Annotated in this window: 22 protein-coding genes; 10 read left to right on the forward strand and 12 right to left on the reverse strand. The window is 65.5% G+C overall.

Translation table 11 applies throughout. The annotated features are described in order from the left end of the window. The first annotated feature begins 166 nt into the window (after window positions 1–166). Both FHS75_RS02285 and FHS75_RS02290 read left to right on the forward strand, forming a co-directional pair. Entirely contained in the window at window positions 167–1,312 is a 1,146-nt protein-coding gene (locus tag FHS75_RS02285; RefSeq protein ID WP_179406095.1) for a PAS domain-containing protein, read from the forward strand. Further along, a complete protein-coding gene (locus FHS75_RS02290; protein WP_179406096.1) occupies window positions 1,294–1,659 on the forward strand; it encodes a response regulator in 366 nt (121 codons plus the stop codon). Before FHS75_RS02285 ends, FHS75_RS02290 begins: the two co-directional genes overlap by 19 nt. 37 nt (window positions 1,660–1,696) lie before the next feature. On the opposite strand, the gene rpoD is transcribed toward FHS75_RS02290, so the two are convergent. Genes rpoD through FHS75_RS02305 form a run of 3 tightly spaced genes read right to left on the reverse strand, consistent with a single transcriptional unit; the run spans window position 1,697 to window position 6,057 of the window. Next, window positions 1,697–3,727 carry an RNA polymerase sigma factor RpoD gene (rpoD, locus tag FHS75_RS02295; protein WP_179406097.1) on the reverse strand — a complete coding sequence of 677 codons (2,031 nt, stop codon included), beginning with the start codon at window positions 3,725–3,727 and terminating at the stop codon, window positions 1,697–1,699. Between the two features lie 30 nt (window positions 3,728–3,757). Next, window positions 3,758–5,590: a DNA primase gene (gene dnaG, locus FHS75_RS02300; protein WP_179406098.1), complete on the reverse strand. Its 1,833-nt coding sequence runs from the start codon at window positions 5,588–5,590 to the stop codon at window positions 3,758–3,760. Window positions 5,591–5,604: 14 nt separating this feature from the next. Then, a complete protein-coding gene (locus FHS75_RS02305; protein ID WP_179406099.1) occupies window positions 5,605–6,057 on the reverse strand; it encodes a GatB/YqeY domain-containing protein in 453 nt (150 codons plus the stop codon). A gap of 157 nt (window positions 6,058–6,214) precedes the next feature. Here FHS75_RS02305 and carA point away from each other — a divergent pair, with 157 nt between their 5' ends. From carA to greA, 3 genes are all read left to right on the forward strand, one after another. Then, window positions 6,215–7,381, forward strand: coding sequence for a glutamine-hydrolyzing carbamoyl-phosphate synthase small subunit (carA, locus tag FHS75_RS02310; protein WP_179406100.1), 1,167 nt, complete (start codon window positions 6,215–6,217; stop codon window positions 7,379–7,381). Between the two features lie 53 nt (window positions 7,382–7,434). After that, window positions 7,435–10,764, forward strand: coding sequence for a carbamoyl-phosphate synthase large subunit (carB, locus tag FHS75_RS02315; protein WP_179406101.1), 3,330 nt, complete (start codon window positions 7,435–7,437; stop codon window positions 10,762–10,764). Between the two features lie 90 nt (window positions 10,765–10,854). Next, window positions 10,855–11,331, forward strand: coding sequence for a transcription elongation factor GreA (greA, locus tag FHS75_RS02320; protein ID WP_179406102.1), 477 nt, complete (start codon window positions 10,855–10,857; stop codon window positions 11,329–11,331). A gap of 89 nt (window positions 11,332–11,420) precedes the next feature. On the opposite strand, the gene FHS75_RS02325 is transcribed toward greA, so the two are convergent. The 5 genes from FHS75_RS02325 to FHS75_RS02345 form a co-directional block, all read right to left on the reverse strand. Next, window positions 11,421–11,642 carry a DUF4170 domain-containing protein gene (locus FHS75_RS02325; RefSeq protein ID WP_179406103.1) on the reverse strand — a complete coding sequence of 74 codons (222 nt, stop codon included), beginning with the start codon at window positions 11,640–11,642 and terminating at the stop codon, window positions 11,421–11,423. 70 nt (window positions 11,643–11,712) lie between these two features. Beyond that, on the reverse strand, window positions 11,713–12,324 hold the full coding sequence (locus FHS75_RS02330) for a hypothetical protein (protein WP_179406104.1): 612 nt from the start codon (window positions 12,322–12,324) through the stop codon (window positions 11,713–11,715). A gap of 11 nt (window positions 12,325–12,335) precedes the next feature. Beyond that, window positions 12,336–12,632 (reverse strand): hypothetical protein, encoded by a 297-nt coding sequence (locus tag FHS75_RS02335; RefSeq protein ID WP_229735465.1) that lies wholly within the window; start codon window positions 12,630–12,632, stop codon window positions 12,336–12,338. Then, window positions 12,629–13,012, reverse strand: a complete 384-nt coding sequence (locus FHS75_RS02340) for a phage holin family protein (protein WP_179406105.1) — start codon at window positions 13,010–13,012, stop codon at window positions 12,629–12,631. Before FHS75_RS02340 ends, FHS75_RS02335 begins: the two co-directional genes overlap by 4 nt. Window positions 13,013–13,040: 28 nt before the next feature. After that, the gene (locus tag FHS75_RS02345; RefSeq protein WP_179406106.1) at window positions 13,041–13,583 is read right to left on the reverse strand and encodes a hypothetical protein; all 543 of its coding nucleotides are present in this window, start codon (window positions 13,581–13,583) and stop codon (window positions 13,041–13,043) included. Between the two features lie 171 nt (window positions 13,584–13,754). On the opposite strand from FHS75_RS02345, the gene eno reads away from it, so the two are divergent. Next, entirely contained in the window at window positions 13,755–15,041 is a 1,287-nt protein-coding gene (gene eno, locus FHS75_RS02350) for a phosphopyruvate hydratase (protein WP_179406107.1), read from the forward strand. 19 nt (window positions 15,042–15,060) lie between these two features. On the opposite strand, the gene FHS75_RS02355 is transcribed toward eno, so the two are convergent. From FHS75_RS02355 to FHS75_RS02370, 4 genes are all read right to left on the reverse strand, one after another. After that, on the reverse strand, window positions 15,061–15,984 hold the full coding sequence (locus FHS75_RS02355) for an aldo/keto reductase (RefSeq protein ID WP_179406108.1): 924 nt from the start codon (window positions 15,982–15,984) through the stop codon (window positions 15,061–15,063). Beyond that, window positions 15,977–16,399 carry a 6,7-dimethyl-8-ribityllumazine synthase gene (ribH, locus tag FHS75_RS02360; protein ID WP_179406109.1) on the reverse strand — a complete coding sequence of 141 codons (423 nt, stop codon included), beginning with the start codon at window positions 16,397–16,399 and terminating at the stop codon, window positions 15,977–15,979. The genes FHS75_RS02355 and ribH overlap by 8 nt, the downstream gene beginning before the upstream one ends. 54 nt (window positions 16,400–16,453) lie before the next feature. After that, window positions 16,454–17,479, reverse strand: coding sequence for an acyltransferase family protein (locus FHS75_RS02365; protein ID WP_179406110.1), 1,026 nt, complete (start codon window positions 17,477–17,479; stop codon window positions 16,454–16,456). A gap of 81 nt (window positions 17,480–17,560) precedes the next feature. Further along, on the reverse strand, window positions 17,561–18,667 hold the full coding sequence (locus tag FHS75_RS02370; RefSeq protein WP_229735466.1) for a YihY/virulence factor BrkB family protein: 1,107 nt from the start codon (window positions 18,665–18,667) through the stop codon (window positions 17,561–17,563). Between the two features lie 84 nt (window positions 18,668–18,751). On the opposite strand from FHS75_RS02370, the gene FHS75_RS02375 reads away from it, so the two are divergent. The 4 genes from FHS75_RS02375 to FHS75_RS02390 all read left to right on the forward strand — a co-directional run bounded on the left by FHS75_RS02375 (window position 18,752) and on the right by FHS75_RS02390 (window position 26,149). Then, entirely contained in the window at window positions 18,752–21,010 is a 2,259-nt protein-coding gene (locus tag FHS75_RS02375; protein WP_179406541.1) for an autotransporter assembly complex protein TamA, read from the forward strand. Continuing rightward, entirely contained in the window at window positions 21,010–25,272 is a 4,263-nt protein-coding gene (locus FHS75_RS02380) for a translocation/assembly module TamB domain-containing protein (RefSeq protein WP_179406111.1), read from the forward strand. The genes FHS75_RS02375 and FHS75_RS02380 overlap by 1 nt, the downstream gene beginning before the upstream one ends. Beyond that, window positions 25,272–25,478, forward strand: a complete 207-nt coding sequence (locus FHS75_RS02385; RefSeq protein ID WP_179406112.1) for a hypothetical protein — start codon at window positions 25,272–25,274, stop codon at window positions 25,476–25,478. Before FHS75_RS02380 ends, FHS75_RS02385 begins: the two co-directional genes overlap by 1 nt. A gap of 71 nt (window positions 25,479–25,549) precedes the next feature. Beyond that, complete coding sequence (locus FHS75_RS02390) at window positions 25,550–26,149, forward strand: (2Fe-2S)-binding protein (protein ID WP_179406113.1); 600 nt, start codon at window positions 25,550–25,552, stop codon at window positions 26,147–26,149.

Raw genomic sequence — 26,149 nt, forward strand, 5'->3', positions numbered from 1 at the left:
GGCCTCGCTTGGCCACCTCTGGCCGGGGAAAATCGACGCTGGCACCACGGCGTTACTCCGGGCACCGGCGTTCCGCATCCTGCGTCGGCAGAAGCCCGGGTCCGGGAGCAAAATCCGGACTTCCGCGTTACTCGTTCCGACCCTCACAATTCACTTCAGGGCCCAGATGAGCAACGACAGCGCGAACGACGACACTCGTAAACCAAGAGACAGCCGCCAGGCGCACCAGGTCTTCGACGACAGCCCCTCACGATTCAGGAATTCGCACGTAAGCGAGGATTTCTCCAGCGCTTCGGGCGTCCTGTTCGAGCAGGCGATGGCGCAGACCCGCATGGCGATATGCCTGGTCGATCCCGATGGGCCGGACCAGCCCATCGTGTTTGCCAACCGCGCTTTCCGGCAACTCACCGGCTACGACGAGGAGGAGGTTATCGGCCGCAATTGCCGCTTCCTTCAGGGCCCCGGCACCGACCCGGAGCAGGTCGCCAAGATACGCCACGCCATCGAGAACGAGAACGTGGTCGTTGTCGAACTCCTCAATTATCGCAAGGACGGCAGCACCTTCTGGAACGCGCTCCACCTCGGTCCGATCTACGGCGATGACGGCAGGCTGATCTACTTCTTTGGAAGTCAGTGGGACGTATCGGACGTCATGATCGCCCGTGCCGACGAAAAGCACGCCAAGGCAATGGCTCGCGAACTGTCGCACCGGATGAAGAACATGTTCTCGGTCATCGGCGGTATCGTCAGCGTGACCGGGCGCCTGATGGACGGGAGGCCGATCGCCCGGCGTATCAACGAGCGCATCCACGCGCTTGCCAGGGCATACGAGCCGACGCTCGACGAAGCGTCGCACGGGACGATCGAGGTCGGACAGGCGATCAAGGCGGTCCTTGCCCCCTACGACGTCGCCGGGGATCGCATCGCTTTCAGGGGTAACGGCCTTCGGGTCGACCCGAACGTCGTCTCGACGCTCGGTCTCGCCCTGCACGAACTCGCGACGAACGCGCACAAGTACGGCGCGCTGTCCAACGACGACGGCCAGCTCGAGGTCGACTGGTTTGCCGAGAACGACGAGAAGGCATCGAAGCAGTTCCTCGTTGTCGAATGGGCCGAGAAGGGCGGACCTGCCATCGAGGAGCCGCCGGCCGCCGACGAGGGAACCGGCTTCAACATCATCGACACTCTGCTCGGCCCCACTTCGGGGGAACTCAGGCGCGAATGGGACCGCTCCGGCCTGCAGGCAAGGCTAAGGCTTCCGGTTCGCCATCCGAGCGAAATCCAGGTCAATACATGGACGACAGGAACGTGAAGGTCCTCATCCTCGAGGACGAACCGATGATCCTCATGGATCTGTCGTTCGCGCTTGAGGATGCCGGCTACGCCGCTGTCACCTCAAGCTCGTGCGAGGAAGCCATCGAGGCAATCGGGCGAGAGCGAATCGATGCGGCGATCCTCGACGTCAACCTTGGCGGGGGCGAGACGTGCGAACCGGCGGCGGAACTGCTGAAGGAGCGGGGAATCCCGTTCTTCCTGCACACGGGCGACCTCGATCGGCACGGGGAACTCGTCGAACGGATCGGTGCGCCCATCGTATCGAAGCCCGCGTCGAGCGAACGCATCGCCGAAATGGTATCGAAGCTGCTCGAACCCGCCTGACCTTGCATGGCAGGGGACGGCAATCGCCCCCGGATGCCTACTGGTCGAGGAACGAGCGCATCTTGCGGCTGCGGCTCGGGTGCTTGAGCTTGCGCAGCGCCTTCGCCTCGATCTGCCGGATACGCTCGCGCGTGACCGAGAACTGCTGGCCCACTTCCTCGAGCGTGTGATCGGTATTCATGCCGATGCCGAACCTCATGCGCAGCACGCGCTCCTCGCGCGGGGTGAGGCTGGCAAGGACACGCGTGACCGTTTCCTTGAGGTTCGACTGGATCGCGGCGTCGACCGGGATGATCGCGTTCTTGTCCTCGATGAAATCGCCGAGATGCGAATCCTCCTCGTCGCCGATCGGCGTTTCAAGGGAGATCGGCTCCTTGGCGATCTTCATCACCTTGCGAACCTTCTCGAGCGGCATCGACAGGCGCTCGGCCATTTCCTCGGGCGTGGGCTCGCGGCCCTGCTCGTGGAGGAACTGGCGGCTCGTCCGCACCAGCTTGTTGATCGTCTCGATCATGTGGACCGGGATCCGGATCGTGCGCGCCTGATCGGCGATCGAGCGGGTGATCGCCTGCCGGATCCACCAGGTGGCATAGGTCGAGAACTTGTAGCCGCGGCGGTACTCGAACTTGTCGACCGCCTTCATCAGGCCGATGTTGCCTTCCTGGATGAGGTCGAGGAATTGCAGCCCGCGGTTCGTGTACTTCTTGGCGATCGAGATGACGAGGCGCAGGTTGGCCTCGACCATTTCCTTCTTCGCGATACGCGCCTCGCGCTCGCCCTTCTGGACCATGTTGACGATGCGGCGGAATTCGGGGAGCGACATGCCGGTCGCAGCGGCAATGTCCGCAACCTCGGCACGGATTCGCTCGACCGTGTCACCCTCGGATTCGGCGAAAGCAGCCCACTTCTTGTCCTTCTTCGACATGTCCTGGAGCCAGACATCGTCGAGCTCGCGGCCCACGTACTGCTGAAGGAAATCCTTGCGCGGCACCTTGTGACGCTCGGCAAGGCGAAGCATCTGCCCGCCCAGCGCGGTCAGCCGGCGATTGAAAGCATAAAGGTTGTCGACGAGGTACTCGATCTTCGTCGCATGGAACTGCACCGATTCGACCTGCGCGGTCAGTTCCTCGCGCAGTTCCTGGTATTTCTTTTCCCGGGCGGCAGGGAAATCGTTGCCGACACCCAGCGCATCGAGCCGTTCGGTCTGGATTTTCTCGAACTTGCGGAAGAGCTCGGTGATCGTCGCGAATTTCTCGAGCGCCTCGGGCTTCAGCGCCGCTTCCATCTGCGCGAGGCTGAGGGTGTTGTCGTCCTCGTCGTCGTCGTTGCGGCGGTTCGAAGATCCTTCGCCGTCCTCGTCGTCGTCGCCCGAGGACTCTTCCTCGTCGTCCTCGTCGTCGTCTTCCTTGTAGGACGGGCCTGCAGTTGCCTCGTTGATTTCGCCGCTGTCGTCGTCCTCGTCGTCGGAAAGGCTCTCCGGCGCAGGCTCCTTCGTCAGCATCGCGTCGAGATCGAGAATCTCGCGAAGCTGCATCTCGCCGTTGTTGAGTGCCTCGGACCAGAGAATGATCGCATGGAAGGTGATTGGGCTCTCGCACAGCCCCAGGATCATCGTGTCGCGCCCGGCTTCGATGCGCTTGGCGATGGCGATCTCGCCCTCGCGGCTGAGCAGTTCGACCGCGCCCATCTCGCGCAGGTACATGCGCACCGGGTCGTCGGTGCGTTCGACGGTTTCCTTCTTCTTGGTCTCGGTCGGCGGCTTGGGCGAGCTCGAATCGCTGCTGTCGTCGATCTCGTCGGGGCCCTGGTCGTCCTCGCCCTGCGCATCCTCGTCGTTCTCGACGATCTGGACGCCCATCTCCGAAATCGCGGACTGGATGTCCTCGATCTGGTCGGAGGACATCTCGCCCTGCGGGAGCGCTTCGTTCAGCTCGTCATAGGTGATGTAGCCGCGGCGCTTGGCGCGCGCGATCAGCTTCTTGATCGAGGCTTCGTTGAGATCGATCAGCGGTGCGTCGTTGCCGTCCGCCTTGTCGCCCTGTGCTTCTTCGTTCTTGTCGAGCTTCATGTACTAAGCCGTATTCCTCGAGGGTATCGTTCAGGGAACCGCCGCGCGCGAACTGGCCATTTGCCTGAGCCTTGCGTCAAATTCCAGTTTTCTCTTCAGCAAGCGCTGCTGTTCCTCGTATGCCTCCTCCGAAAGCTCGCTTTCGAACCGTTCGGTCGCCTCGGCAAGGGCCGCTTCCAGCGCGGGCCGCTCGACCAGGAGATCGATCGCCTGCGCAAGCTCCGAAACCGCAAGATCGCGCGGCGTATCGGGACGCAGGAAACCGAAGGGACGGGCGGCGTACTCGGAAGGTGCCGGCACTTCCAGTCCTTTTGCGGACAATATGGGCGCAAGGCCTTCGCTTTCAAGCGAATCCACGGCGTCGCAGCTATCGAGCAGGATGCCGAATCGCCGATCGCTCGCAGCCAGGCGGGCGAGCGATTCGTCGTGACGGGCGATCTCCTCCGGAAAGCGGATGAGACCGGCGATCACCGCAGCCGAGAGCGCATCCCGGCCCCCGGTGCCGATGGCGGCACGCAGTTTCGCGACGTTCTCGGCGCTCGGAGGCCGGGAAACGGCGCCATCGGCAGGTTTGCCGCGCCACGTCCGCTGGCGCGGCGGAAAGGCATAGGCTGAGAAGCGTTCGAGCAGTTCGCGCTTGTAGAGAGCCTTGATATCGGGATGCGCGATGGCATCGACATGGTCGAGCAATCGCGCCTTCAGGCCGGCCTTGTCCTCCGGCGTTGAGAGCGGTGCCGCATCGCGCTCGTGCAGCCAGAGCGTGTCGAGCAGGCCGCGCGCGTCGGCCAGCAGGCGCTCCATCGCCGCAACGCCCTGTTTCTTCAAAAGGTCGTCGGGGTCGAGACCCGCCGGCAGCGTCACCAGCCGCAGGCTGTGCGCGGGCCGCAGGAGCGGCAGCGCCCGCGAGACGGCGCGCATCGCGGCGCGCTGGCCCGCCGCGTCGCCATCGAAGCAGAGCACGGGGGTCTCCACGTGCCGCCAGAGGAGTTCGATCTGCTGCTCGGTCAGCGCGGTGCCGAGCGGGGCCACGACCTCGTCGATCCCGGCGGCGGAAAGCGCGATGGCGTCCATGTACCCCTCGACGACGATCAGCCGCCCGGACTGGCGCGCGGCGGGCGCGGCGCGGTGCAGGTTGTATAGCGTGCGTCCCTTGTCGAACAGCGGCGTATCGGGCGAGTTGAGGTACTTGGGCGCGTCGGTCTTCTGCGCGTCGAGAATGCGGCCGCCGAACGCGATCACGCGCCCGCGCGTATCCTCGATGGGCAGCATCAGGCGCCCTCGGAAGCGGTCGTAGGGATCGCGCCCGTCGACCGCGATGCGCAGCCCCGCCTCGACCAGCATCTCGTCCGGAAACTGCAGGAGCGCTGCCTTCAGCGCCTGCCGGTCTTCGGGCGCATAGCCGAAACCGAACCGCGCGATCGTATGCGCATCGAAGCCGCGCCCCTCAAGGTAGCGCCGTGCCTTCTCGCCATCCGGACCCCGCAGGTTCGCGACGAACCACTCCTGCGCCGCCGCCATGACGTCGTGCAGCGAGGCGCGCTGTTCGGCACGGCGGGCCTCGCGCGGGTCGGGGGCGGGGACGTCCATCCCCGCCTCCGAGGCCAGTTCCTTCACCGCGTCCATGAACGAAAGGCCGCGCTGGTCGGTCATCCAGCGGATCACGTCCCCATGCGCGCCGCAGCCGAAGCAGTGGTAGAATCCCTTTTCGTCGGAAACGGTGAAGCTGGGCGTCTTCTCGTTATGGAAGGGGCAGCAGGCCTTGAATTCCCGCCCGGCCTTCGTAAGCCGCGTGCTCCGCCCGATCACGCTCGAAAGCGTCAGGCGAGAGCGCAGCTCGTCGAGCCATTGGGGGGAAAGCGCCATGCCGCCCGCCCGCCTCAGGCCAGCGAGGCTTTCACGAGGCCGCTGGCCTTGCTCATGTCGAGCTGGGCACCGTGCCGCGCCTTCAGCTCGGCCATGACCTTGCCCATGTCCTTCATGCCCTCGGCCCCGGTGTCGGCCTTGACCTGCTCGATCGCGGCTTTCGTTTCCTCCTCGCCCATCTGCTGCGGCAGGAATTCCTCGATCACGGCGAGTTCGGCGCGTTCCTCTGCCGCGCGCTCCTCGCGCCCGCCCTGCTCGAACAGGTCGATGGATTCGCGGCGCTGCTTCGCCATTTTCTGGAGAACCTCGACGATGAGCGCATCGTCCTCGGGCTTCTTTTCGGCGGTGCGCAGCTCGATGTCGCGGTCCTTGACCTTGGCGAGAATGAGCCGGATTGCCTGCAGGCGGGGCTTGTCGCCCGATTTCATCGCCGCGACCTGCGCGGACTTGAGGGAGTCGCGTAGCATAAGTCTCTCATTAGAAAGGATCGTCGCCGAAAGCACGGCGGAACATGGGAACCTAGGCGCTTCGTGCCGGTTTTGCCAGCTTGACGGGGGCACTGTCCACCTTTAGCCGGTGGGCCTTAGCACCCATTGTCCGGACCCAACGAACGGAGCGACCCGCATGGCCGACCCCGCATCTTCGCACGCGCCCAAACCCGAAGGAGCGACGGGGGTCCTCGTCCTCGCCGACGGCCAGGTCATCTGGGGCCGCGGATTCGGCGCCATCGGCGATGCCGTGGGCGAGGTCTGCTTCAACACCTCGATGACCGGATACCAGGAAGTGATTACCGACCCGTCCTATGCCGGGCAGATCGTCACCTTCACCTTCCCGCATATCGGCAACGTCGGGATCAACGAGGAAGACATCGAATCGCGCGTCGACAGCGCCGTCGGCTGCATCGTGCGCGAGGACGTGACGCAGGCATCGAACTTCCGCTCGCGCGGCGAGTTCGGCAACTGGCTGCGCGATCACGGCAAGATCGGCCTCGCCGGTGTCGACACCCGCGCGCTTACCCGCCGCATCCGCAAGTCGGGCGCGCCCAACGCGGTCATCGCGCACCACCCCGACGGCGCGTTCGACGTGCCCGCGCTGGTCCAGAAGGCGAAGGCCTGGCCGGGCCTCGAGGGCATGGACCTGGCAAAGATCGTCAGCCGCCAGATCGAGGAGGGCTGGGAAGGTTCAACCTGGACCTTGGAAAAAGGCTACGGGCGCTCCCCGCGCGACGAGCGGCCGCACGTCGTGGCGATCGACTACGGCGCGAAGGACAACATCTTCCGCAACCTGGTGAAGGCCGGGGCGCGCGTTACCGTCGTTCCCGCCGAAACGTCGCTCGAAAAGATCCTCGAACTGAAGCCCGACGGCGTGTTCCTGTCGAACGGGCCGGGCGATCCGGCGGCGACGGGGCAGTACGCGGTGCCGACGATCAAGGGCCTGCTCGATCGCGACATCCCTCTGTTCGGCATCTGCCTCGGCCACCAGATGCTCGCCATCGCGGCGGGCGCGAAGACCGCCAAGATGTTCCAGGGCCACCGCGGCGCCAACCACCCGGTGCAGCGCAAGTCCGACGGCGTGGTCGAGATCACGAGCATGAACCACGGCTTCGCTGTCGACGGCAAGACCTTGCCCGAAGGCGTCGAGGAGACCCACGTCTCGCTGTTCGACGGCACCAACTGCGGCATCGCGCTCACCGGCAGGAAGGCGTTCGGCGTGCAGTACCACCCCGAAGCCAGCCCCGGCCCGCAGGACAGCTTCTACCTGTTCGAGAAATTCGTGGGGATGTTGCGCTGATCGCGCCGCCCGCATCGCACTGACCACATTCTAGTTTCGGGACATTTCGCCGTATGCCCAAAAGAACCGACATCTCCTCGATCCTCGTCATCGGTGCGGGGCCCATCATCATCGGCCAGGCGTGCGAGTTCGACTATTCGGGCACGCAGGCGATCAAGGCGCTGAAGGAAGAAGGCTACCGGGTGATCCTGGTGAACTCCAACCCGGCCACGATCATGACCGATCCCGACATGGCCGACGCCACCTACATCGAGCCGATCACGCCCGAGGTCGTCGCCAAGGTCATCGAGAAGGAGCGGCCCGACGCGCTGCTCCCCACGATGGGCGGCCAGACCGCGCTCAACTGCGCGCTCGACCTGTTCGAGAACGGCACGCTCGAGAAGTTCGGCGTTACCATGATCGGTGCCAACGCGGACGCCATCGACAAGGCCGAGAACCGCCAGCGGTTTCGCGAGGCGATGGACAGCATCGGCCTCGAATCCGCGCGCTCGGGGGTCGCGCACACGATGGACGAGGCCTACAAGGTACTCGAAACGACCGGGTTGCCCGCGATCATCCGCCCCAGCTTCACGCTCGGCGGCACCGGCGGCGGGGTTGCCTACAACCGTTCCGAGTTCGAGCAGATTGTGCGTGACGGCCTCGACGCCAGCCCGCGCACCGAAGTCCTCATCGAGGAATCGCTACTCGGCTGGAAAGAGTACGAGATGGAGGTCGTTCGCGACAGGAACGACAACTGCATCATCATCTGCGCGATCGAGAACGTCGATCCGATGGGCGTGCATACCGGCGATTCGATCACCGTCGCCCCGGCGCTGACGCTGACCGACAAGGAATACCAGATCATGCGCACCGCCTCGCTCGAGGTTCTGCGCGAAATCGGCGTCGAAACAGGCGGTTCGAACGTACAGTTCGCAGTCGATCCCAAGACCGGGCGGCTGATCGTCATCGAGATGAACCCGCGCGTCTCGCGCTCGTCGGCGCTCGCTTCGAAGGCCACCGGCTTTCCCATCGCGCGCGTCGCGGCCAAGCTGGCGGTCGGCTACACCCTCGACGAGATCACCAACGAGATCACCGGCGCGACTCCCGCCAGCTTCGAGCCGACCATCGACTACGTCGTCACCAAGATCCCGCGTTTCGCCTTCGAGAAGTTCAAGGGCGCGAAGGCCGAGCTTTCGACCGCGATGAAGTCGGTCGGCGAGGTCATGGCGATCGGCCGCAACTTCAAGGAATCGGTGCAGAAGGCGCTGCGCGGCCTCGAAACCGGGCTGGACGGCTTCAACCGGGTCGAGGAACTGGAAGGCGCAAGCCGCGAAGAAATCGCCGCCGCGCTCGCCAGGGCGACGCCCGACCGGCTGCTCAAGGCTGCACAGGCGTTCCGCGAAGGCTTCACGGTCGAGGACATCCACGCGATCACGCACTACGACCGCTGGTTCCTGCGGCACATCGAGGACATCGTCCTCGAGGAGCAGAATATCATCAGCGAGGGACTGCCCAACGACGCGGCGGGCCTGCGCCGCCTGAAGGCGATGGGCTTTTCCGACGCTCGCCTCGCCAAGCTGGCGGTGCGCTCTGTCCACGTCGCCGGCGGCCTGGGAGAGACACAGGCGCTGCGCTCGGGCCTCCTGCACGATACGCTGCGCGCGATGGCGGGCGCGACGAGCGAGTCCGAAGTGCGCGCGCTGCGCTGGAAGCACGGCGTCTTCCCCGTCTTCAAGCGGATCGACAGTTGCGCCGCCGAATTCGAGGCGATCACGCCCTACATGTACTCGACCTACGAAACGCCGCTGTTCGGCGAAGCCGAGGACGAGGCGATGCCCTCCGACCGCAAGAAGGTAGTCATCCTCGGCGGCGGTCCGAACCGCATCGGGCAGGGCATCGAATTCGACTATTGCTGCGTCCACGCCTGCTTCGCGCTTGCCGATGCCGGGTACGAGACGATCATGATCAACTGCAACCCGGAGACGGTTTCCACCGACTACGACACGTCCGACCGCCTCTACTTCGAACCGCTGACCGGCGAGGACGTACTGGAGATCCTGCGCGTCGAGCAGGAGAAGGGCGAGCTTGCAGGCGTGATCGTGCAGTTCGGCGGACAGACGCCGCTGAAACTTGCGGCCGCGCTCGAATATGCGGGAATCCCGATCCTCGGCACGTCGCCCGACGCCATCGACCTGGCCGAGGACCGCGAGCGGTTCGCCGCGCTTGTCGAAAAGCTCAAGCTCAAGCAGCCTGCTAACGGCATCGCACGCAGCCGCGACGAGGCGGTCGCAGTGGCGAACCGCATCGGCTATCCCGTGCTGATCCGACCCAGCTACGTGCTGGGCGGGCGCGCCATGGAAATCGTCGACAGCCAGTCGCAGCTCGACGACTACATCGCCAGCGCCGTTACCGTGTCGGGCGACAGCCCGGTACTGATCGACCAGTACCTGCGCGACGCTATCGAGTGCGATGTCGACGCGCTTTGCGACGGCGACGAGGTCGTCGTGGCGGGCGTCATGCAGCACATCGAGGAGGCGGGCATCCACTCGGGCGACAGTGCCTGCACCCTGCCGACGCACAGCCTGTCCGAGGCGGTTGTCGACGAGATGATCCGGCAGGCCGGGGCGCTTGCCCGCGGCCTCAAGGTTCGCGGGCTGATGAACGTGCAGTTCGCGGTGAAGGACGAGGAAGTCTACCTCATCGAAGTGAACCCGCGCGCCAGCCGCACCGTTCCGTTCGTTGCCAAGGCCATCGGCCAGCCGGTCGCCAAGATCGCCTCACGCATCATGGCGGGCGAGAAACTGGCCGATTTCCCGCCGCTCGTACGCGACATCAGCTACATGGCGGTGAAGGAGGCGGTCTTCCCGTTCTCCAAGTTCCCCGGTGTCGATCCGGTGCTCAGTCCGGAAATGAAGTCCACCGGCGAAGTGATGGGAATCGACAAGAATTTCCCGCTGGCGTTCGCCAAGGCCCAGCTCGGTGCGGGCATGCACCTGCCCGAGGAAGGCACCGCCTTCGTGTCGGTCAAGAACAGCGACAAGGAGTACATCCTGCCTGCCGTAAAGGAGCTCGTCGAACAGGGCTTCCGCATCGTCGCGACGGGCGGCACGCAGAAGTACCTCGCCGATGCCGGCCTGCCGGTCGAGCGCGTCAACAAGGTGGCGGAGGGACGCCCTCATATCGTCGACAAGATGATCGACGGCGAGATCGCGCTGATCTTCAACACGACCGAAGGCTGGCAGTCGCTGAAGGACTCGCATTCGATCCGCGCGACGGCGCTGACCGAGAAGATTCCGTACTTCACGACCGCGGCGGCAAGCCGGGCCGCGAGCGAGGCCATCGCCGCCATGCGAGGCAGCCAGCTTGAAGTACGCTCGTTACAAGATTATTATAGCACCAATTGATCCTCCCCACATTGCGGACGTCCGGGACCGTTCCCCATCGGAACGGCCGGACTTCTAGTCCCGGTGGCGGAGGCAGCAGGAGGAATTTGTATGGCAAGTGTCGAAAAGGTCCCCATGCTCGCCGAGGGCTACGAGATGCTCACGACCGAGCTGAAGGCACTTCGGCAGGAACGCCCGAAGATCGTGGACGCCATCGAGGAAGCTCGTGCGCACGGCGACCTGTCGGAGAACGCCGAGTACCATGCCGCCAAGGAGCGACAGGGGCAGGTCGAGGCCACGATCGCCGACCTCGAGGACAAGATGAGCCGCGCCCAGATCATCGATCCGACGACGCTCTCGGGCGACAGGATCGTGTTCGGAGCCACCGTCACGCTGCTCGACGACGAGGACAAGCCGGTCAAGTACCAGATCGTCGGCCCCTACGAGGCCGATGCCAAAAAGGGGCGCATCACTTACAATTCGCCGCTGGGCAAGGCGCTGATCGGCCGCAAGGTGGGTGACGAGATCGAGGTCACCGTGCCCTCGGGCGACCGCTTCTATCTCGTCGAGAAAATAGAATTCGTCTGACCCCCGTGGCCGGCGCGTAACGGAAAAAGGGCCGCACCGGTCATGCCGGTACGGCCCTTTCCGCATTTATCGTTCGGACGGTGTATTTGTCAGGCGTCGGGCAACTTGGGTTCGAGCAGCTTGTGCAGGTGAACGATGACGTACTTCATTTCCGCATCGTCGACCGTACGCTGCGCCTGAGAACGCCAGGCATCCTCGGCGGACGAGTAGTCCGGATAGATGCCGACGAGATCCACCTCGTCGAGATCGACGAAATCGAAACCGCGCGGGTCGGTGACCCTTCCGCCCATCACGAGATGTAGTTTCTGCATCAGGAGTTATTCCCTTTAACGAGGGCAATTTCTGCCTGATAGCGTTGTGCAGTCGCGAACTGCAAGGCTCTTAACGACGGACGCGCTTGCGCATTTCCCGCGCGCGGCGCGCGATGCGATTGCCAGTCGTCTCGGCCTTCTTCTCAGCGGGGTAAAGGAAACGCTCGGCGGTGCCGATAGCAGCCTGTCCGAGGCGCTCCAGCTGGCCGATGGCGGCTTCGCCGTAGCGTTCGGCCTCGCCGGCGGTACGCTTCCCGAACCGCTCCGCGCGGCCTGCGGCGGCGTATCCGGCGCGCTCGGCCCTGCCGAGAGCGCGACCGCCGAGGTGTTCGGCGCGCCCTGCCAGGTCTTCGCCGGTTTCCTTCAGGCTATGACCTGCCGCCTCGGCGCGCTCGAGTGCCTGCTGGCCGAGCAGCAATGCGGAAGCGCTCACGGCCTCAGCCAGCGCGGCGGTCGATTTCGCGAGCTTCTGCGGTGCGCGGCGCGGCAGGAGCGCGCTTACCACCATGCCGATGGCAATACCGCCGGCAAGGGCGATGCCGGGATGGTCACGGACGAAATCGGTGAAGGCGGCCCTGGAATCGTCCTTCACCCGCGTGCGCATCGGCACAACATTATCGTCACGCTCGGCCTCGGGGTCGGGAACGGTCCTGATGGGAGGGTTGGTCCGGGTCTCGCTCATGTCGTTGCCTCTCAGTCGTCTTCATCGCCCAGAAGAGTGTCGATCCAGGCGATAATCGGGTGTCTCAAGAACCAAAGCGCCAGCGCGACGATGGTTCCTGCAATGACGCCGCGATGCTCGCTGGCGACATCCGATGCCTCGTCGGCGATTGCCATGGCATCGTTGGCCACCTTGTCGGCGATGCGACCGCCGATTCCGCGTGCCTCGAGATCGGTCTTCACCTGCGCGAGACGGGTGTCGAATTGCGAGCGGGCGGAATCGCGGACCGCCTTGTCATGCTCGAGCTGTCGCGCCAGTTGCCCCATCATTCAGCCTTCTTGTCGGATATCATTGCCATCATCCGCTTGTACTTGCCTGCCGCCGACAGACCGCAAATCGCGGTAAGGAGCAGCAGCGCGCCGGTGACAACGGCAGTCGAACCCCACGCCGTGAGGATGGGTGCAAGCGCGAGCACGAGGCCCACGACGAGCGCCATCGTGGCGAAGAACAGCAGGACGAGGGCCGAAGCCCCCAGGATCGCGATCCCTTTTGCCTCCTGTCCGGCGTAGGACGCGCGCGACTTCTGGTAGGCAAGCTCCGCCTCGGCCAAGACGCGGGCGTCCTGTGCGAGTTGCCGGACGTCTTCGTTGAGCGAGCGCTCCTTGGCCTCGTCGAGCGGGGGCGTGAAGTTCTGCGACTGGTCGTTCATCGTGACGCCGTTCTATACGCCGCCGCGATCAATCCGAGCCCTTGAACATACGCGCCAGCATGAACCCTCCGACCGCCGCAATGCCGACCGAAAGGCCGGGGTTGCGCCGCACGAAGTCCATCGCATCCTCGCCTAGCTGTTCGAGCTCGCGTTCGTTGAGATAGCCTGCGGTATCGTTCATCGAGCGCGCGGCGTTGCGGGCATAGTCGCCGTACTTGGGACCGACCTTCTCGTCGATCATCGCGGCGTTGTCCTCAATGGTCCGGGCAAGGCTCGAAAGCCCGGCGCTGGCGCGGGTCTTGCCTTCGTTCGCGTAGTAGGCGGCGCGCTCCTTGGCCTCGTCGCCGCGAACCTTGGCCTCGCCCTTCGTTTCCTCGTACTTGGCGCGATACTCGCCGCGCTTCTCGTCGTACTTGGCGCGATAGGTGTCGGCGCGGACCTGGGCTTCGTCGCGCAGGGCGCGGGCACCGGCCTTTGCCTCTTCCATCGCCTTTGCAAAGTGGCTCTTGGCTGCTTCACCGCCGGCTCCGGCGGTGGAAGTGGTCTCTGGAGTGGTGGTCGGATCGGCCATGTACTCGCTCCTGTCGGTATTCGTGTTGATGGAAGCCTGCATTCGATATCGATATGTTACCATGGTAACACAAGACTCGCATACTGCTGCAACGCAACTTGTCAGCGAAAGTTCCCCTGCTAAGAGCGCCGCAACGCAGCAATTGCAGACACTTGCCAGGAGGAATCACCGATGACCGCGATAATCGACATCCACGGCCGCGAAATTCTCGACAGCCGGGGAAATCCGACGGTCGAGGTGGACGTCCTGCTTGAGGACGGCAGCTTTGGACGCGCCGCGGTTCCCTCCGGCGCATCGACCGGCGCGCACGAGGCGGTCGAGCTTCGCGACGGCGACGAGGACCGGTACCTGGGCAAGGGCGTGACCCGGGCCGTGGATGCGGTGAACGGCGAGATTTCCGAGAGCCTGATCGGCGCCGATGCCGAGGACCAGCGCGATATCGACCTTGCGCTGATCGACCTCGACGGGACCGAGAACAAGGGCCGCCTGGGCGCCAACGCCATCCTCGGTGTCAGCCTCGCGGTCGCCAAGGCAGCGGCGAACGCCCGGGGGCTGCCGCTCTATGCCTATGTCGGCGGGGTCTCGGCCCACGTGATGCCGGTTCCGATGATGAACATCATCAACGGCGGAGAGCATGCCGACAACCCCATCGATTTTCAGGAATTCATGGTCATGCCCGTCGGCGCCCCGACGCTGGCCGAGGCGGTGCGCTGGGGTGCCGAGATCTTCCACACGCTCAAGAAGGGCCTTGCGCAGAAGGGCCTGTCGACCGCCGTGGGTGACGAAGGCGGCTTCGCGCCGAACCTTGCAGGCACACGCGATGCGCTTGATTTCATCATGGAGTCGGTCGAGAAGGCTGGCTTCAAGCCCGGCTCGGAAATCGCGCTTGCACTCGATTGCGCCAGTACCGAGTTCTTCTCGGACGGTCGCTACGACATTGCGGGGGAGGGGCTGTCGTTGAGCGGCGAGGAAATGGCCGACTACCTGGCGGAACTCTGCGACGCCTACCCGATCCGCTCGATCGAGGACGGGATGTCGGAGGACGATTTCGAAGGCTGGGCGGCGCTGACCCGCAAGGTCGGCGGCAAGGTCCAGCTGGTCGGCGACGACCTGTTCGTGACGAACCCCAAACGGCTTTCGCAGGGCATCGCCGACGGGCTCGCCAATTCGTTGCTGGTGAAGGTCAACCAGATCGGCTCGCTGACCGAAACGCTCGAGGCCGTGTCCATCGCGCAGCGCGCCGGGTACACGGCAGTGATGTCGCACCGTTCTGGCGAAACCGAGGATGCGACGATCGCCGACCTCGCGGTCGCGACGAACTGCGGACAGATCAAGACGGGAAGCCTTGCGCGTTCGGACAGGCTGGCAAAGTACAACCAGCTCATCCGCATCGAGGAAGAACTGGGCGATGCGGCGACTTACGCGGGCGAGGGGGCTTTCGGACGCCTGAGCGTCTGAGAGCCCGGCATCATCCGGCTCAACCGTCGAGCAATGCGCGCTGCTTCGCCGACAGTTCGAGCCGGGTCGCCTCGGCAAGCTGGGATACCTGCTCGACGCTGGTCGCGCTGGCGATCGGCGCCGCGACGCCTGCGCGCGAATTGAGCCAGGCGAATGCGACCTGCGCCGGTGTTGCATCGAGCTGGCTTGCAACCGTGCGCAGCCTTTCGAGCTTGGCCCACGACCGGTCGCTGGCGATCCCGTCGAGCACGAAGGCGCGCGGGTTTCCGGCCCAGTCGCCGGCGCTCCTGTATTTGCCCGTGAGGAAACCCGAGGCGAGACCGAAATAGGGCAGCGCCGCAATGTCGCGCCCGACACAGAGGTCCTGCATCGCGCCTTCGAAAGCCTCGCGCGTCACGAGATTGTACAACGGCTGGATCACCGTGAAGCCATGTCGCCCGGCGGACTTTGCGGCGTCGAGGAATTCAGTGAGCCGGGCCGTCTCGAAGTTCGAACATCCGAGTTCGCGGGCCTTTCCGGCCTTCACCAGCTCGTCGAATGTCGCGACGACCTCATCTGCCGGCGTTTCGGGGTCGTTCTGGTGAGCGTAGTAGAGATCGACGTAGTCGGTCCGCAGGCGCTCGAACGAACCTTCGAGCGCTTTCTTCACGCGATCGGCGGCAAGACCGCCCGCTTCGCCGTTCTGGTTGGTCTTCGTGCCGATGCGCATGTCCGCCCGCACGCCGCGGCTTTCGAGCCATTCGCCGATGATCGCCTCGGACTCGCCGCCCGAATTGCCCTCCACCCAAGAGGAGTACCCCTCGGCAGTATCGATCATGCGCCCGCCTGCCTCGTAAAAGGCATCGAGGATGCGAAAGCTTGCGTCGCGGTCGAGTGTCCAGCCGAAGACGTTGCCGCCGAAGACCCAGCGCAGGCCGGCGATGGAAGGGTGCCGCTCAACCATCGAACCTGCTCCTCAGGTTCAGCAGCGCGATGGCCGCTTTCGCCGCTTCGCCGCCCTTGTCCTTCTGCGCGGGATCGGCGCGGACGAGGGCCTGTTCCTCGTTCTCGACCGTCAGGATGCCGTTGCCGATGGCAATGCCGTCCATGGTCAGCGCCATGATGCCGCGCGCGCTTTCGCCTGCGACGATTTCGAAGTGATAGGTTTCCCCCCGGATCACGACGCCGATGGCGACGAACCCGTCGTAGAGGCCGGTCGGTTCGGCGAGTGCGATCGCGCCCGGTATCTCCAGCGCGCCAGGGACGGTGAGGATTTCCGCCTCGTGCCCGGCAGCCTGCAGAGCGGTGCGCGCGCCTTCGTTCAGCATGTCGTTGAGGTGGTCGTAGAAACGCGCCTCGACAATGAGGAATTTCGCCATGTGCTTCCTTCCCGGTTGGCGGACGGCCTCTCCGGCTGGCCGCGCGGAAGGTCCTCAGGCGAGGCCGCGCGGCGTCGGTACGGGCTCTGCCGCTGCGGCAGGCTGGTTGCGCGGCGACTTGCCACGCTTGGGGGCCTCATTGCGCCAAGCGATGTACAACGCAAGGGCGATCGTCGCCGCCATGGTCAGCACGGGTTCGACGTGCAGCCCGCGACCCCACTGCAGCATCGGCAGGTGAACGGCGTAGAGCGGGAAGGACAGGAGCCCCAGCCAGCGTGCGAGCCAGTGGCTGTGCTGCCACGCCAGTCCGGCGCCGACGAGCAGCGGGCAGACAAGCGCGACGAAGGCGACATCGAAAAGCCACGAGCTCTCGCCGACCCACAGCGACCAAGCGAACAGTGCCGGCATCGCGGCGAACGCCAGCAGCGGCGAAAGGCGGAAAGGCGGTTCGTCCCGCCACTTTCGGTAAAGCACGATCCCGATGGCATAGGCGAAAAGCGCGCGCAGTAACCCCGCCCAGACGTTGTCGACACCCGCGCCGAGGTCGAGCGTGCCGTGATACCAGGCTGTGGCCGCAAGGGCCGGGAGGCAGAACGCCGCCAGCGCGAAGACGGCGCGCGTGCGCCAGCGCCAGAGCACGACCGCGTGGACCGCGTTCGCGAAAAGCTCGGCAAGAATGGACCACGCGACGCTGTTGAGCGGAAAGGTGATCGTGCCGGTGAAGAAGACCGGGATGAAGAGCAGGTTGGCAACGAAAATCGCCGCGAAGGTCGCCGGGTCGCCAAGGTCCATCGCCAGCATCGGCGCGGTGATGACGCCTCCGATGGCCATGATCGGCCACAGGCGCCGGTATCGCGCCCCGAGGAAGCGCATCGCGCCGAAGCCCTTCGCCAGCCGCTGCTCGTACGTGCGCGCCATGACGTAGCCGCTGAGCATGAAGAAGAAATCGACTGCCAGGTAACCCGCGCCGCTCGCTTCGGGAGTAGCGCCGCCAAGGATGAACGAGGCGTGGAACTGGAACACGCACAGCGCCGCGATCCCGCGCAGGGCGTCGAGGCCTTCGAGGCGTCGTGCCGGCATCGCGGGCCGGTCTGCTGGCGGCAAGTCTGCCATGACCGGCCGACGATAGGGCGAACATGGCTTACGACCGGTTAATTCGCGTCAGAGCTTCTCGCCCTCGTCGGCCTTGTGACGCGCGCGTTCGGCCTGCCGGTGGCGCCGCTTTTCCAACGCCTCTTCCTTGGGCATCGACGCATCGATCATGTCGGCCAGTACGGCGCCGCGACGTCCTGCGGGGCGGTCGGGGCCGATCGTGGTGTCGCAGTAGATCTGTCGCTCGATCTCGGCATTGAGAAGCGCGCCGAGCAGCACGCCGTAGGCCGAAAGGAACAGCCACATCAGGAATACGACGATGGCCGACAACGAGCCGTAGGTCGCGTTGTAGTCGCTGATGTAGGCGACGTAGAGCGAGAAGCCGAAGCTGATCAGAATCCACAGCAGCGTCGACAGCACCGATCCCGGCGTGAGCCAGCGCCACTTGGCCGGTCGCCTGTCCGGTCCGTAGCGCATGATGAGCGCGAAGCCGGCGCTGCCGAGCGCGATGGCCGCAATCCAGGTCAGCGCCTTGAACAGGAACGCGGTACCACCGCCCAGCAGGAAGCTGGTCTGGGTCTGCAGCCACGCGAAGACGCCGCCGCTCGCCAGTCCGACGATGGCGATGAAGATCGCCGCGAGCGTCAGCGAGGCTGCGCGCAGGGTGAGGGAGACGATGCCGCGCGTCTCCCGCTCCTCGTTGATGATGTTCAGCGCCGCGATCATGCCGTTGGCCGCGCGCATACCGCCGAACAGCGCGAAGAACAGCGCGATGATGAGCGCAAGTCCGACGACGCCCTTGCTGGTCGTGACTGCGCCGATCAGCTGCTCCTCGATAAGCTGTGCGGCGTCGGAGGGCACGACCTCGACGATCCTCGCCATCTGGTCGGCCACGGTCGCCGGATCGCCGATCAGCCCGTAGATGAGCGTCGTCGCGGCGATGAGCGGGGTGATCGCGAGAAAGACGAAGAAGGCGACACCCGCCGAAAGCAGGCTGATCTGGTGGAAGCCGATCATGATCCAGACACGCTTGAGCACCTGTATCCAGGCTCGCCAGGGCAGATGCCACGGCGACTCGGCGGTTGCGCCGGGGGCGGTGGTGCGCGAAGATACCGCGTCTTCGGCGTCGTCCTGGTCGTAATGTTCCGGAATCGCGCGGGAACTTTTGGTCGTCATGTCCGCTTCTGGTCCGGATGGGGCGCTTAGCAAGGAATGCCTCGATGGTAGAAACGGGTGTCCCGGGGGTCTATGCCCAAGCTAATGATTAACGGCATATCCGGTTCCCGGCGCCGCGTTTCGCGGACCGTGCTGACTACAATTATAGTCGCTCTCGCAACCCAACCCGCACTCGCCCAGGAAGGCGAGGGCGATGCGCCGGAGTCCGACGCTTTGCGCGCAGGGTCCGTCCCGGTGCCCCCGCCGCCGCCCGAAGTCGCGCTTCCCGAAGTCGAGCCGATCATTCCCGACGAGGAGTTCAACGAGACGGTCCCCGATCTCGACGCCGGGGACGATCCCGAGCTCGACCGGCCGCTCGAATCCATCGAGGCTTTCGAACGCCGTCTTGCCGCCGAGCAATCCGACGCCGAACCCGCGGAGGGGTCCGAGGCGCCGCTTGGCGATCCCGCGCTGGCCGATGGCGACCCAGTAGAGGAAATCGGCGATGCGCCCATATCCGATACGGCGCTGACCGAACCTCTGCCCCCGCTCGGCGAATTCGAGGTCGAGCCCGTCGAGTTCGCCGAGGATGCCGAGGACCGCGAGACCGTCGAGATCGACTACCGCGTGGCCGTCAACGGCCTCGAGGATGCCGACGAGGAAACCGACGCGGCGATGCGGTCGATGTTCAATGACCTGTCGGCCCTGCGCGACGGCGACGGGGAAGCGGCCAACGTGGCCATGATCGCCGCGCGGCTGACCGAAGACAGCGAGTTGCTGAAGCGCATACTGGCCTCCGAAGGCTGGTACGAAGCCGATGTGCAGACGCGGATCGACCGCCCCACCGATGACGGCGGCGACCAGCGGATCGTCGCCGTGCTCGACGTGAACCCGGGCCAGCGGTTCGCGTTCTCCGAGATCAACATCGAAGCGCAGCCGACCGAACCTTCCGACCTCATTCGCGACAACCTCGCGCTCGAGGTGGGCGAGCCTATCGTCGCGCAGCGCGTGCAGGGTGCCGAGGCGCAGGTCGCCGTCGCGCTTCCCGAAAACGGATATCCCTTCGCCGAAGTCGGCCAGCGCGACATCCTGCTCGACCAGTATACGGGCGAGGGTGTCTACACGCTGCCCGTGGAAACCGGACCGCGCGCCCGTTTCGGCGGGATTACCACCGAAGGCGATCTTGCCTTCGATGCCGAGCATGTCGGCGTCCTGGCGCGCTTCAAGCCGGGCGAACTCTACGATGCCAGCAAGGTCGACGACCTGCGCAAGGCGATGGTCGCGACCGGCCTGTTCTCGACCGTCACCGTCGCTCCCGAACGGACCGGCGAAGCGGTGGGAGACGGCACGGAGTACGTGACGGTCAACGCCGAACAGAATGCCGGTCCGCCGCGAACCATCGCTGGCGCAGCCGGTTACGGAACGGGCGAGGGCTTGCGCCTCGAGGCGAGCTGGACCCATCGCAACATGTTCCCGCCCGAGGGCGCACTGATCGTCCATGGCGTGGCGGGTACGTCCGAGCAGGGTGCGGGCGTCACTTTTCGCCGGTCCAACGCGGGCAGGCGCGACCGGACCTTCGAACTGACTGCCGAGGCGCTGCGCAGCGACTACGACGCGTACGATGCCTACACGGGCAGGCTGGCAGGGCTGATCCGCTACGATTCCACGCCTATCTGGCAAAAGACGCTCACCTACTCGCTGGGTGTCGAGCTGCTCGCGACGGCCGAGAAGGACTACGACTTCGCGCTGGGAAGGCGCGACCGGCGAACATTCTACATCGCCGGCCTCAGCGGACAGGTGGGCCTCGACCTCACCGACGACCTGCTGAACCCGACCGAGGGCTTCCGCGTCACGGCGCTCGTCCAGCCGGAAGGCTCGCTGGAGGACGGCTTCAATCCCTATGTCCGCGCGAGGATCGATGCATCGGGCTATTTCCCGGCAAGCGAAAGCATCGTGCTTGCCGGGCGCATCAGGCTCGGCACGATCCAGGGCGTCGACAGGTTCGACATCGCGCCGTCGCGCCGCATGTACGCGGGCGGCGGCGGATCGGTTCGCGGCTTCGCGTACCAGAAGCTCGGACCGCTCGATCCCGATGGCGATCCCATCGGCGGGCGCAGCCTGAACGAGGCTGCGGCCGAGGTTCGCTATCGGTTCGGCAATTTCGGCATCGTCGGCTTCGTCGATGTCGGGCAGGCCTACGCATCGACGATGCCGCAGTTCGACGACCTGCGCTTCGGCGTCGGGCTTGGCGGGCGCTTCTACACGAATTTCGGCCCATTCCGCCTCGACGTGGCAACCCCGCTCGACCGGCGACCGGGTGAAAGCCGCATCAATGTCTATGTCTCGATCGGCCAGGCGTTCTGATGGCGGACGAGCTCGAACCCGAACCGGTGGCCGGCGCACCCGAAAGCGACGTACACGAGGAACCGGTGCGGCGTCGTCACAGCTGGCCGCGGCGTATCGCCAAGTGGGTCGGGCTGACGCTGCTCGGCATCGTCGCACTGGTGGCACTCGTCGTGTTCCTGATCGACACCGGACCCGGTCGCCGTTTCGTCGCCGACCAGATCCAGGGCCTCGAATTCGAGAACGGGATGCAGATCGGCATCGGGCGGATCGAGGGATCGCTTTACGGAGAGATGGTCGTTCACGACCTCTCGATCCGCGATCCGAAGGGCGAGTTCGTCTTCTCGCCCGAGGTCCATGTCGACTGGCGTCCGTTCAGGTTCATCAACAACCATGTCGACGTTCGCTCGCTCACCGCCGAGCGCATCGTCATGCGCAGGCTCCCGGAATTCAACGAGACCCCGCCGAGCGACGAGCCGCTGCTGCCCGATCTCGATATCGACATCGGCCGGTTGCAGGTCGACCGCTTCATCCTCGAGGAACCCGTGACGGGCGAGCGCCGCGTGGCATCGCTCGGAGGAGAGGTGCACATCGCCGATGGCCGCGCGCAGGTCGATTTCGACGGGCGCACGATAGCCGGGCCGGGCATGGCGGGCGGCGACCGGATCGACCTGACGCTCGATGCCGTGCCCGAGGCAAACCGCCTTGCCGTCGATCTCGTCCTCGATGCACCGGCCGACGGCGTCGTCGCTTCGCTAGCCGGTCTCGGCCAGTCGGCGACTGTTCGCCTGAAGGGAAGCGGCGACTGGCAGGCATGGGACGGCAGGCTCGCCGCAAACCTTGGCGGCGCGGAGTTCGCCCGCCTTGCGCTCCGCGCGCGCGACGGCACGTTTGCCGTCGAAGGCCCGACCCGGATTGCGCGCCTGTTCCAGTCGGGCCCGGTCGCGAACCTGCTCGGCCCGGTCACCAATCTCGACCTTACCGCCGCGCTGGACGAGCGCCGCGCCGACCTTGCCGGCAACGTCAACAGCGATGCCTTCCGCCTGAACGTGAACGGTCTCGTCGACCTGTCCGACAACAGCTTCGAGGACATGCGCCTCGGCTTCGTGTTGCTGCGTCCCTCCGCGCTGGCCGAAAATCTGGCAGGGAGCGGCCTGCGCGCCCAACTCGCTCTGGACGGCGAATTCGCGACGCCGACGGTGCAATACGCGATCGATGCCAACCGCATCGTTATGAACGACATGGGCCTTGTCGATTTCAACGCGACGGGCGCGGCGCAGGTGAACGCCGACCGGATACTGATCCCGGTCAGCGCCCGGGCAGCGCGGATTACCGGCCTCGATTCGGTCGCGGGCGGCACCCTTACGAACGTCCGCCTGGACGGCGATGTCGCGATCGACGGCACGCGGGTACTTTCGGACAACATGCGCGTGCGATCCGACCGCATCGACGCGACCGCGATCCTGCTCGCGGACACCTCGACCGGCCTTTATACCGGCGCGATTGACGGGCGGATCGACAATTACCGGGTAGAGAGCGTCGGGATTTTCAACATCGAGACCGATATCGACCTGCGCACCGAGCAGGGTGGGGGTTTCGCGATGGAGGGGCGGGTGCGCGCCCGCTCGACGCGGCTGCTCAACGACAGCCTGCAGAGTTATCTCGGCGGCAATTTCGTTGCGTCGACCGATGTCCGCTATGGCGGCGACGGCACCGTACGCTTCGCCAACCTGCGGCTCGAGGCGCCCGACCTGCGCGTGGTCGGCGGATCGGGCTATTACAATCCCGACGGACGCATCGCGCTGAATGCCGATGCGATTTCGGACCGGTACGGCAATATCGGGGTTCGCGTCGCCGGGACGATCAGCGACCCGCAGGCGCGTATCACCGCGGATCGCCCGGACCTCGGCATCGGTCTTGCCAATCTCGACGCAGAGATCACGGGGGCAAGGGGTGGCTACCGGCTCGACCTGACCGGCGACACCGACTACGGCCCGCTGCAGGCCGACGTAACGCTTGGCACCGGCGACAGGCTCTCGCTCCAGATCAACAGCGCGAACCTTGCGGGCATCGATTTCGCGGGATCGCTGCGCCAGACGGCGGCAGGACCCTTCGCGGGCGAACTGACGGCGAACGGCAACGGCCTCGGCGGCGTGGTAAGGCTCGGGGCCGAAGGCCGGTACCAGGAAGCCATCGTCAACCTGCGCGCGAACGACACCGTCTTTCAGGGACCGGCGCGGCTTTCCATCGGCTCGGCGATCATCGACGCGCGCGTCGTGCTTTACGAACAGCCCTACGTCGTGGGCGACGTGCAACTCGCGAACACGCGGTACGGGGCGTTCGACATCAACGCGGGCCGCGTGATCGTCGACTACCGCGACGGCCGCGGCCATGCGAAGGCCCTGCTAGAAGGGACGAGCGGCGCGCCGTTCCGGGTATCGGCCAATGCCGTGCTCGAACCCGAACTTTGGAAGGCCGCGATCCGGGGCAAGGTACGCGGGATCGAATTCCGCACGACCAGCCCCGCACGCATCGTGCCCGGCAACGGCAGCTACGAACTGCTCCCCACCCGCATCGCTTTCGGCGACGGCAACGTTCGGCTCGCGGGTACCTACGGCGACGGAATGAAGCTGCAGAGCCGGCTCGAGAACCTCGACATGTCGCTGGTAAACAGCTTCGTGCCGGGCCTCGGGCTCGGCGGCAGGGCCAGCGGCAGCCTCGATTTCGCTCAACCCACGGCGACCGCGTTCCCTCGCGCCGATGCCCGGCTGAAGATCGACGATTTCACGCGCACCACCGCTGCATCGGTCAGCAGCCCGGTAGACGTCAACTTCGTCGGCAAGCTGCTGGCGGACGGTGGCGAGGCGCGGGCGGTGATGCGCAGCCGCGGCACCGTCATCGGACGCATGGTCGCATCGTTGCGGCCCTTGCCGCCCGGTGCGGGACCGTGGACCGAGCGCCTGCTCGAAGCTCCGCTTGGCGGCGGTATCCGCTACAACGGGCCGGCCGCGACGTTGTTCTCGTTCGCGGGCCAGCCCGACCAGCGCCTGTCCGGCCCGATCGGCGTTGCGGCAGACTTCTCCTGCCAGGTGGCCGATCCGTGCCTGAACGGCATCGTCCGGGGCAACAACCTCGTCTACGAGAACCTGACCTACGGGACGCGGCTGTCGAACATGCAGCTTGCCGGCCGGTTCGATGGCAATCGCCTGCAGATCGAGACCCTGGAGGCGACGGCGGGCGACGGGACGGTGAGCGCCAGCGGTTACGTCAGCCTTGCCTCCGACGCGGGCTACCCGATGGATGTCTCGATGACGCTCGAAAATGCGCGGCTCGCGCGCAGCGACGCCATTTCGGCGCGCGCGACCGGGCAATTGCGCCTGTCGAAAAGCGCCGGTGAGACGGCGCTGCTCGCCGGTCAGATCAGGTTGCCGGAAACGCGCTACGAGATCGTGACCTCGGGTGCGGCAGAAGTGCCCGAACTGACGGGCGTGCGCTTCAAGCCGCCGCGCGGACGGCAACGGATCACCGGCGACGAGCCTGCCGAACCCTCCGGTGGCATCTTCGATCTCATCCGCCTCGACATCGACCTGCGCGCGCCCGAAAGGCTTTACGTTTCGGGCATGGGGCTCGAATCCGAATGGAGCGCCGACCTCAACGTTGGCGGTTCCAGCGCCGATCCCCGTCTCTCGGGAGAAGTCGAGCTGATCCGAGGCACGCTGGGTTTCGCCGGGCGATCCTTCGAACTGACCGAGGGTCGCGTCGCCTTCACCGGGGGTGCGGAAATCAACCCGGTCGTGCGCATGGTCGCGACCGAGGACATCGAGGACGTCACCGTCAACGTGAACGTGTCGGGTCGCGCGATGGACCCGCAGATCGCCTTCAGCAGCACGCCGGGCCTGCCGCAGGACGAGATCGTCTCGCGCATCCTGTTCGGAAGCTCGATCGAGAACCTGTCGGCGATCCAGGCGGTCCAGCTTGCAGCGTCGCTCAACTCGCTGCGCGGATCGGGCGGGGGCGGGCTCAATCCGCTCGGCAAGCTGCGTTCCGCCACCGGGATCGACCGCCTGCGCATCCTTGGCGAGGACGAGAGTACCGGGCGCGGGACCGCACTGGCGGCAGGGCAGTACCTGACCGACGATGTCTACATCGAACTCATCACCGATGCGCGCGGCTTCACCGCGACCCAGCTGGAAATCAGCCTGACGCGCTGGCTCTCGCTTCTCGCGCAGGCGGGCGGTTCGGGTGTCAGCAACCTCAACGTCCGTATCAAGAAGAGCTACTGATGCGCCTTGCGGCCATCATCCTTTTTTCCCTGGTCGCGGCCTGCAAGAGCGAGCCGACCTTCGACCAGCGGTACGAGGCGGCGGAGGAGAAAATTCGCTCTACCGCCAAGGAGATAGACCAAGAGATCGCGACCAGGGCGTCGCAACAGGCGACCGATGCTCCGGCTGACCAGGCCGAGAATGCGGAGAAACAGGCTGGAACCTGACCGCCCGAGCCTCGTTGACCGATGAAGAGCGCTGTCATCATATGGCAGCCAAGTGCGCGCAGGGGTATTTCATGAGTTCCAGACCCGCAATGCCGGTAAGCCGGCGCAGCTTCATCGGCGGCAGCGCCGCTGCCATCTCCGCCGCAGGATCGGTGGGAGCCGGCAAAGCGAAGGCCCAGTCTTCCGCTTCGGCAGACCGGGCGAAGAAACGGACCGTGTCCTTCACCGTCAACGGGGACCGGCGTGAGATGGAGGCCGATACGCGGCTCACGCTCCTCGATGCCCTGCGCGGCCCGCTCGGCCTGCCGGGCAGCAAGAAGGGCTGCGATCACGGCCAGTGCGGAGCCTGCACCGTGCATGTCGACGGTCAGCGCATGCTCTCCTGCTTCACGCTCGTGGCCGGGCTGGAGGGCAAGGAAGTCACGACGATCGAAGGCCTTGCGAACGGCGATGAGCTTCACCCCCTGCAGCAGGCGTTCATCGACAACGACGCGTTCCAATGCGGGTACTGTACCCCCGGCCAGATCATGTCCGGCGTCGCCTGCATCGCTGAAGGCCATGCGCGAACGCCCGCCGAAATTCGCGAATACATGAGCGGCAACATCTGCCGCTGCGCCGCCTATCCCAACATCGTCGCCGCCGTGGAGCAGGCGCGAGACGCAGAGGGCTGA

The sequence above is a fragment of the Novosphingobium marinum genome, from assembly GCF_013408095.1.
Lineage (GTDB): Bacteria > Pseudomonadota > Alphaproteobacteria > Sphingomonadales > Sphingomonadaceae > Novosphingobium > Novosphingobium marinum.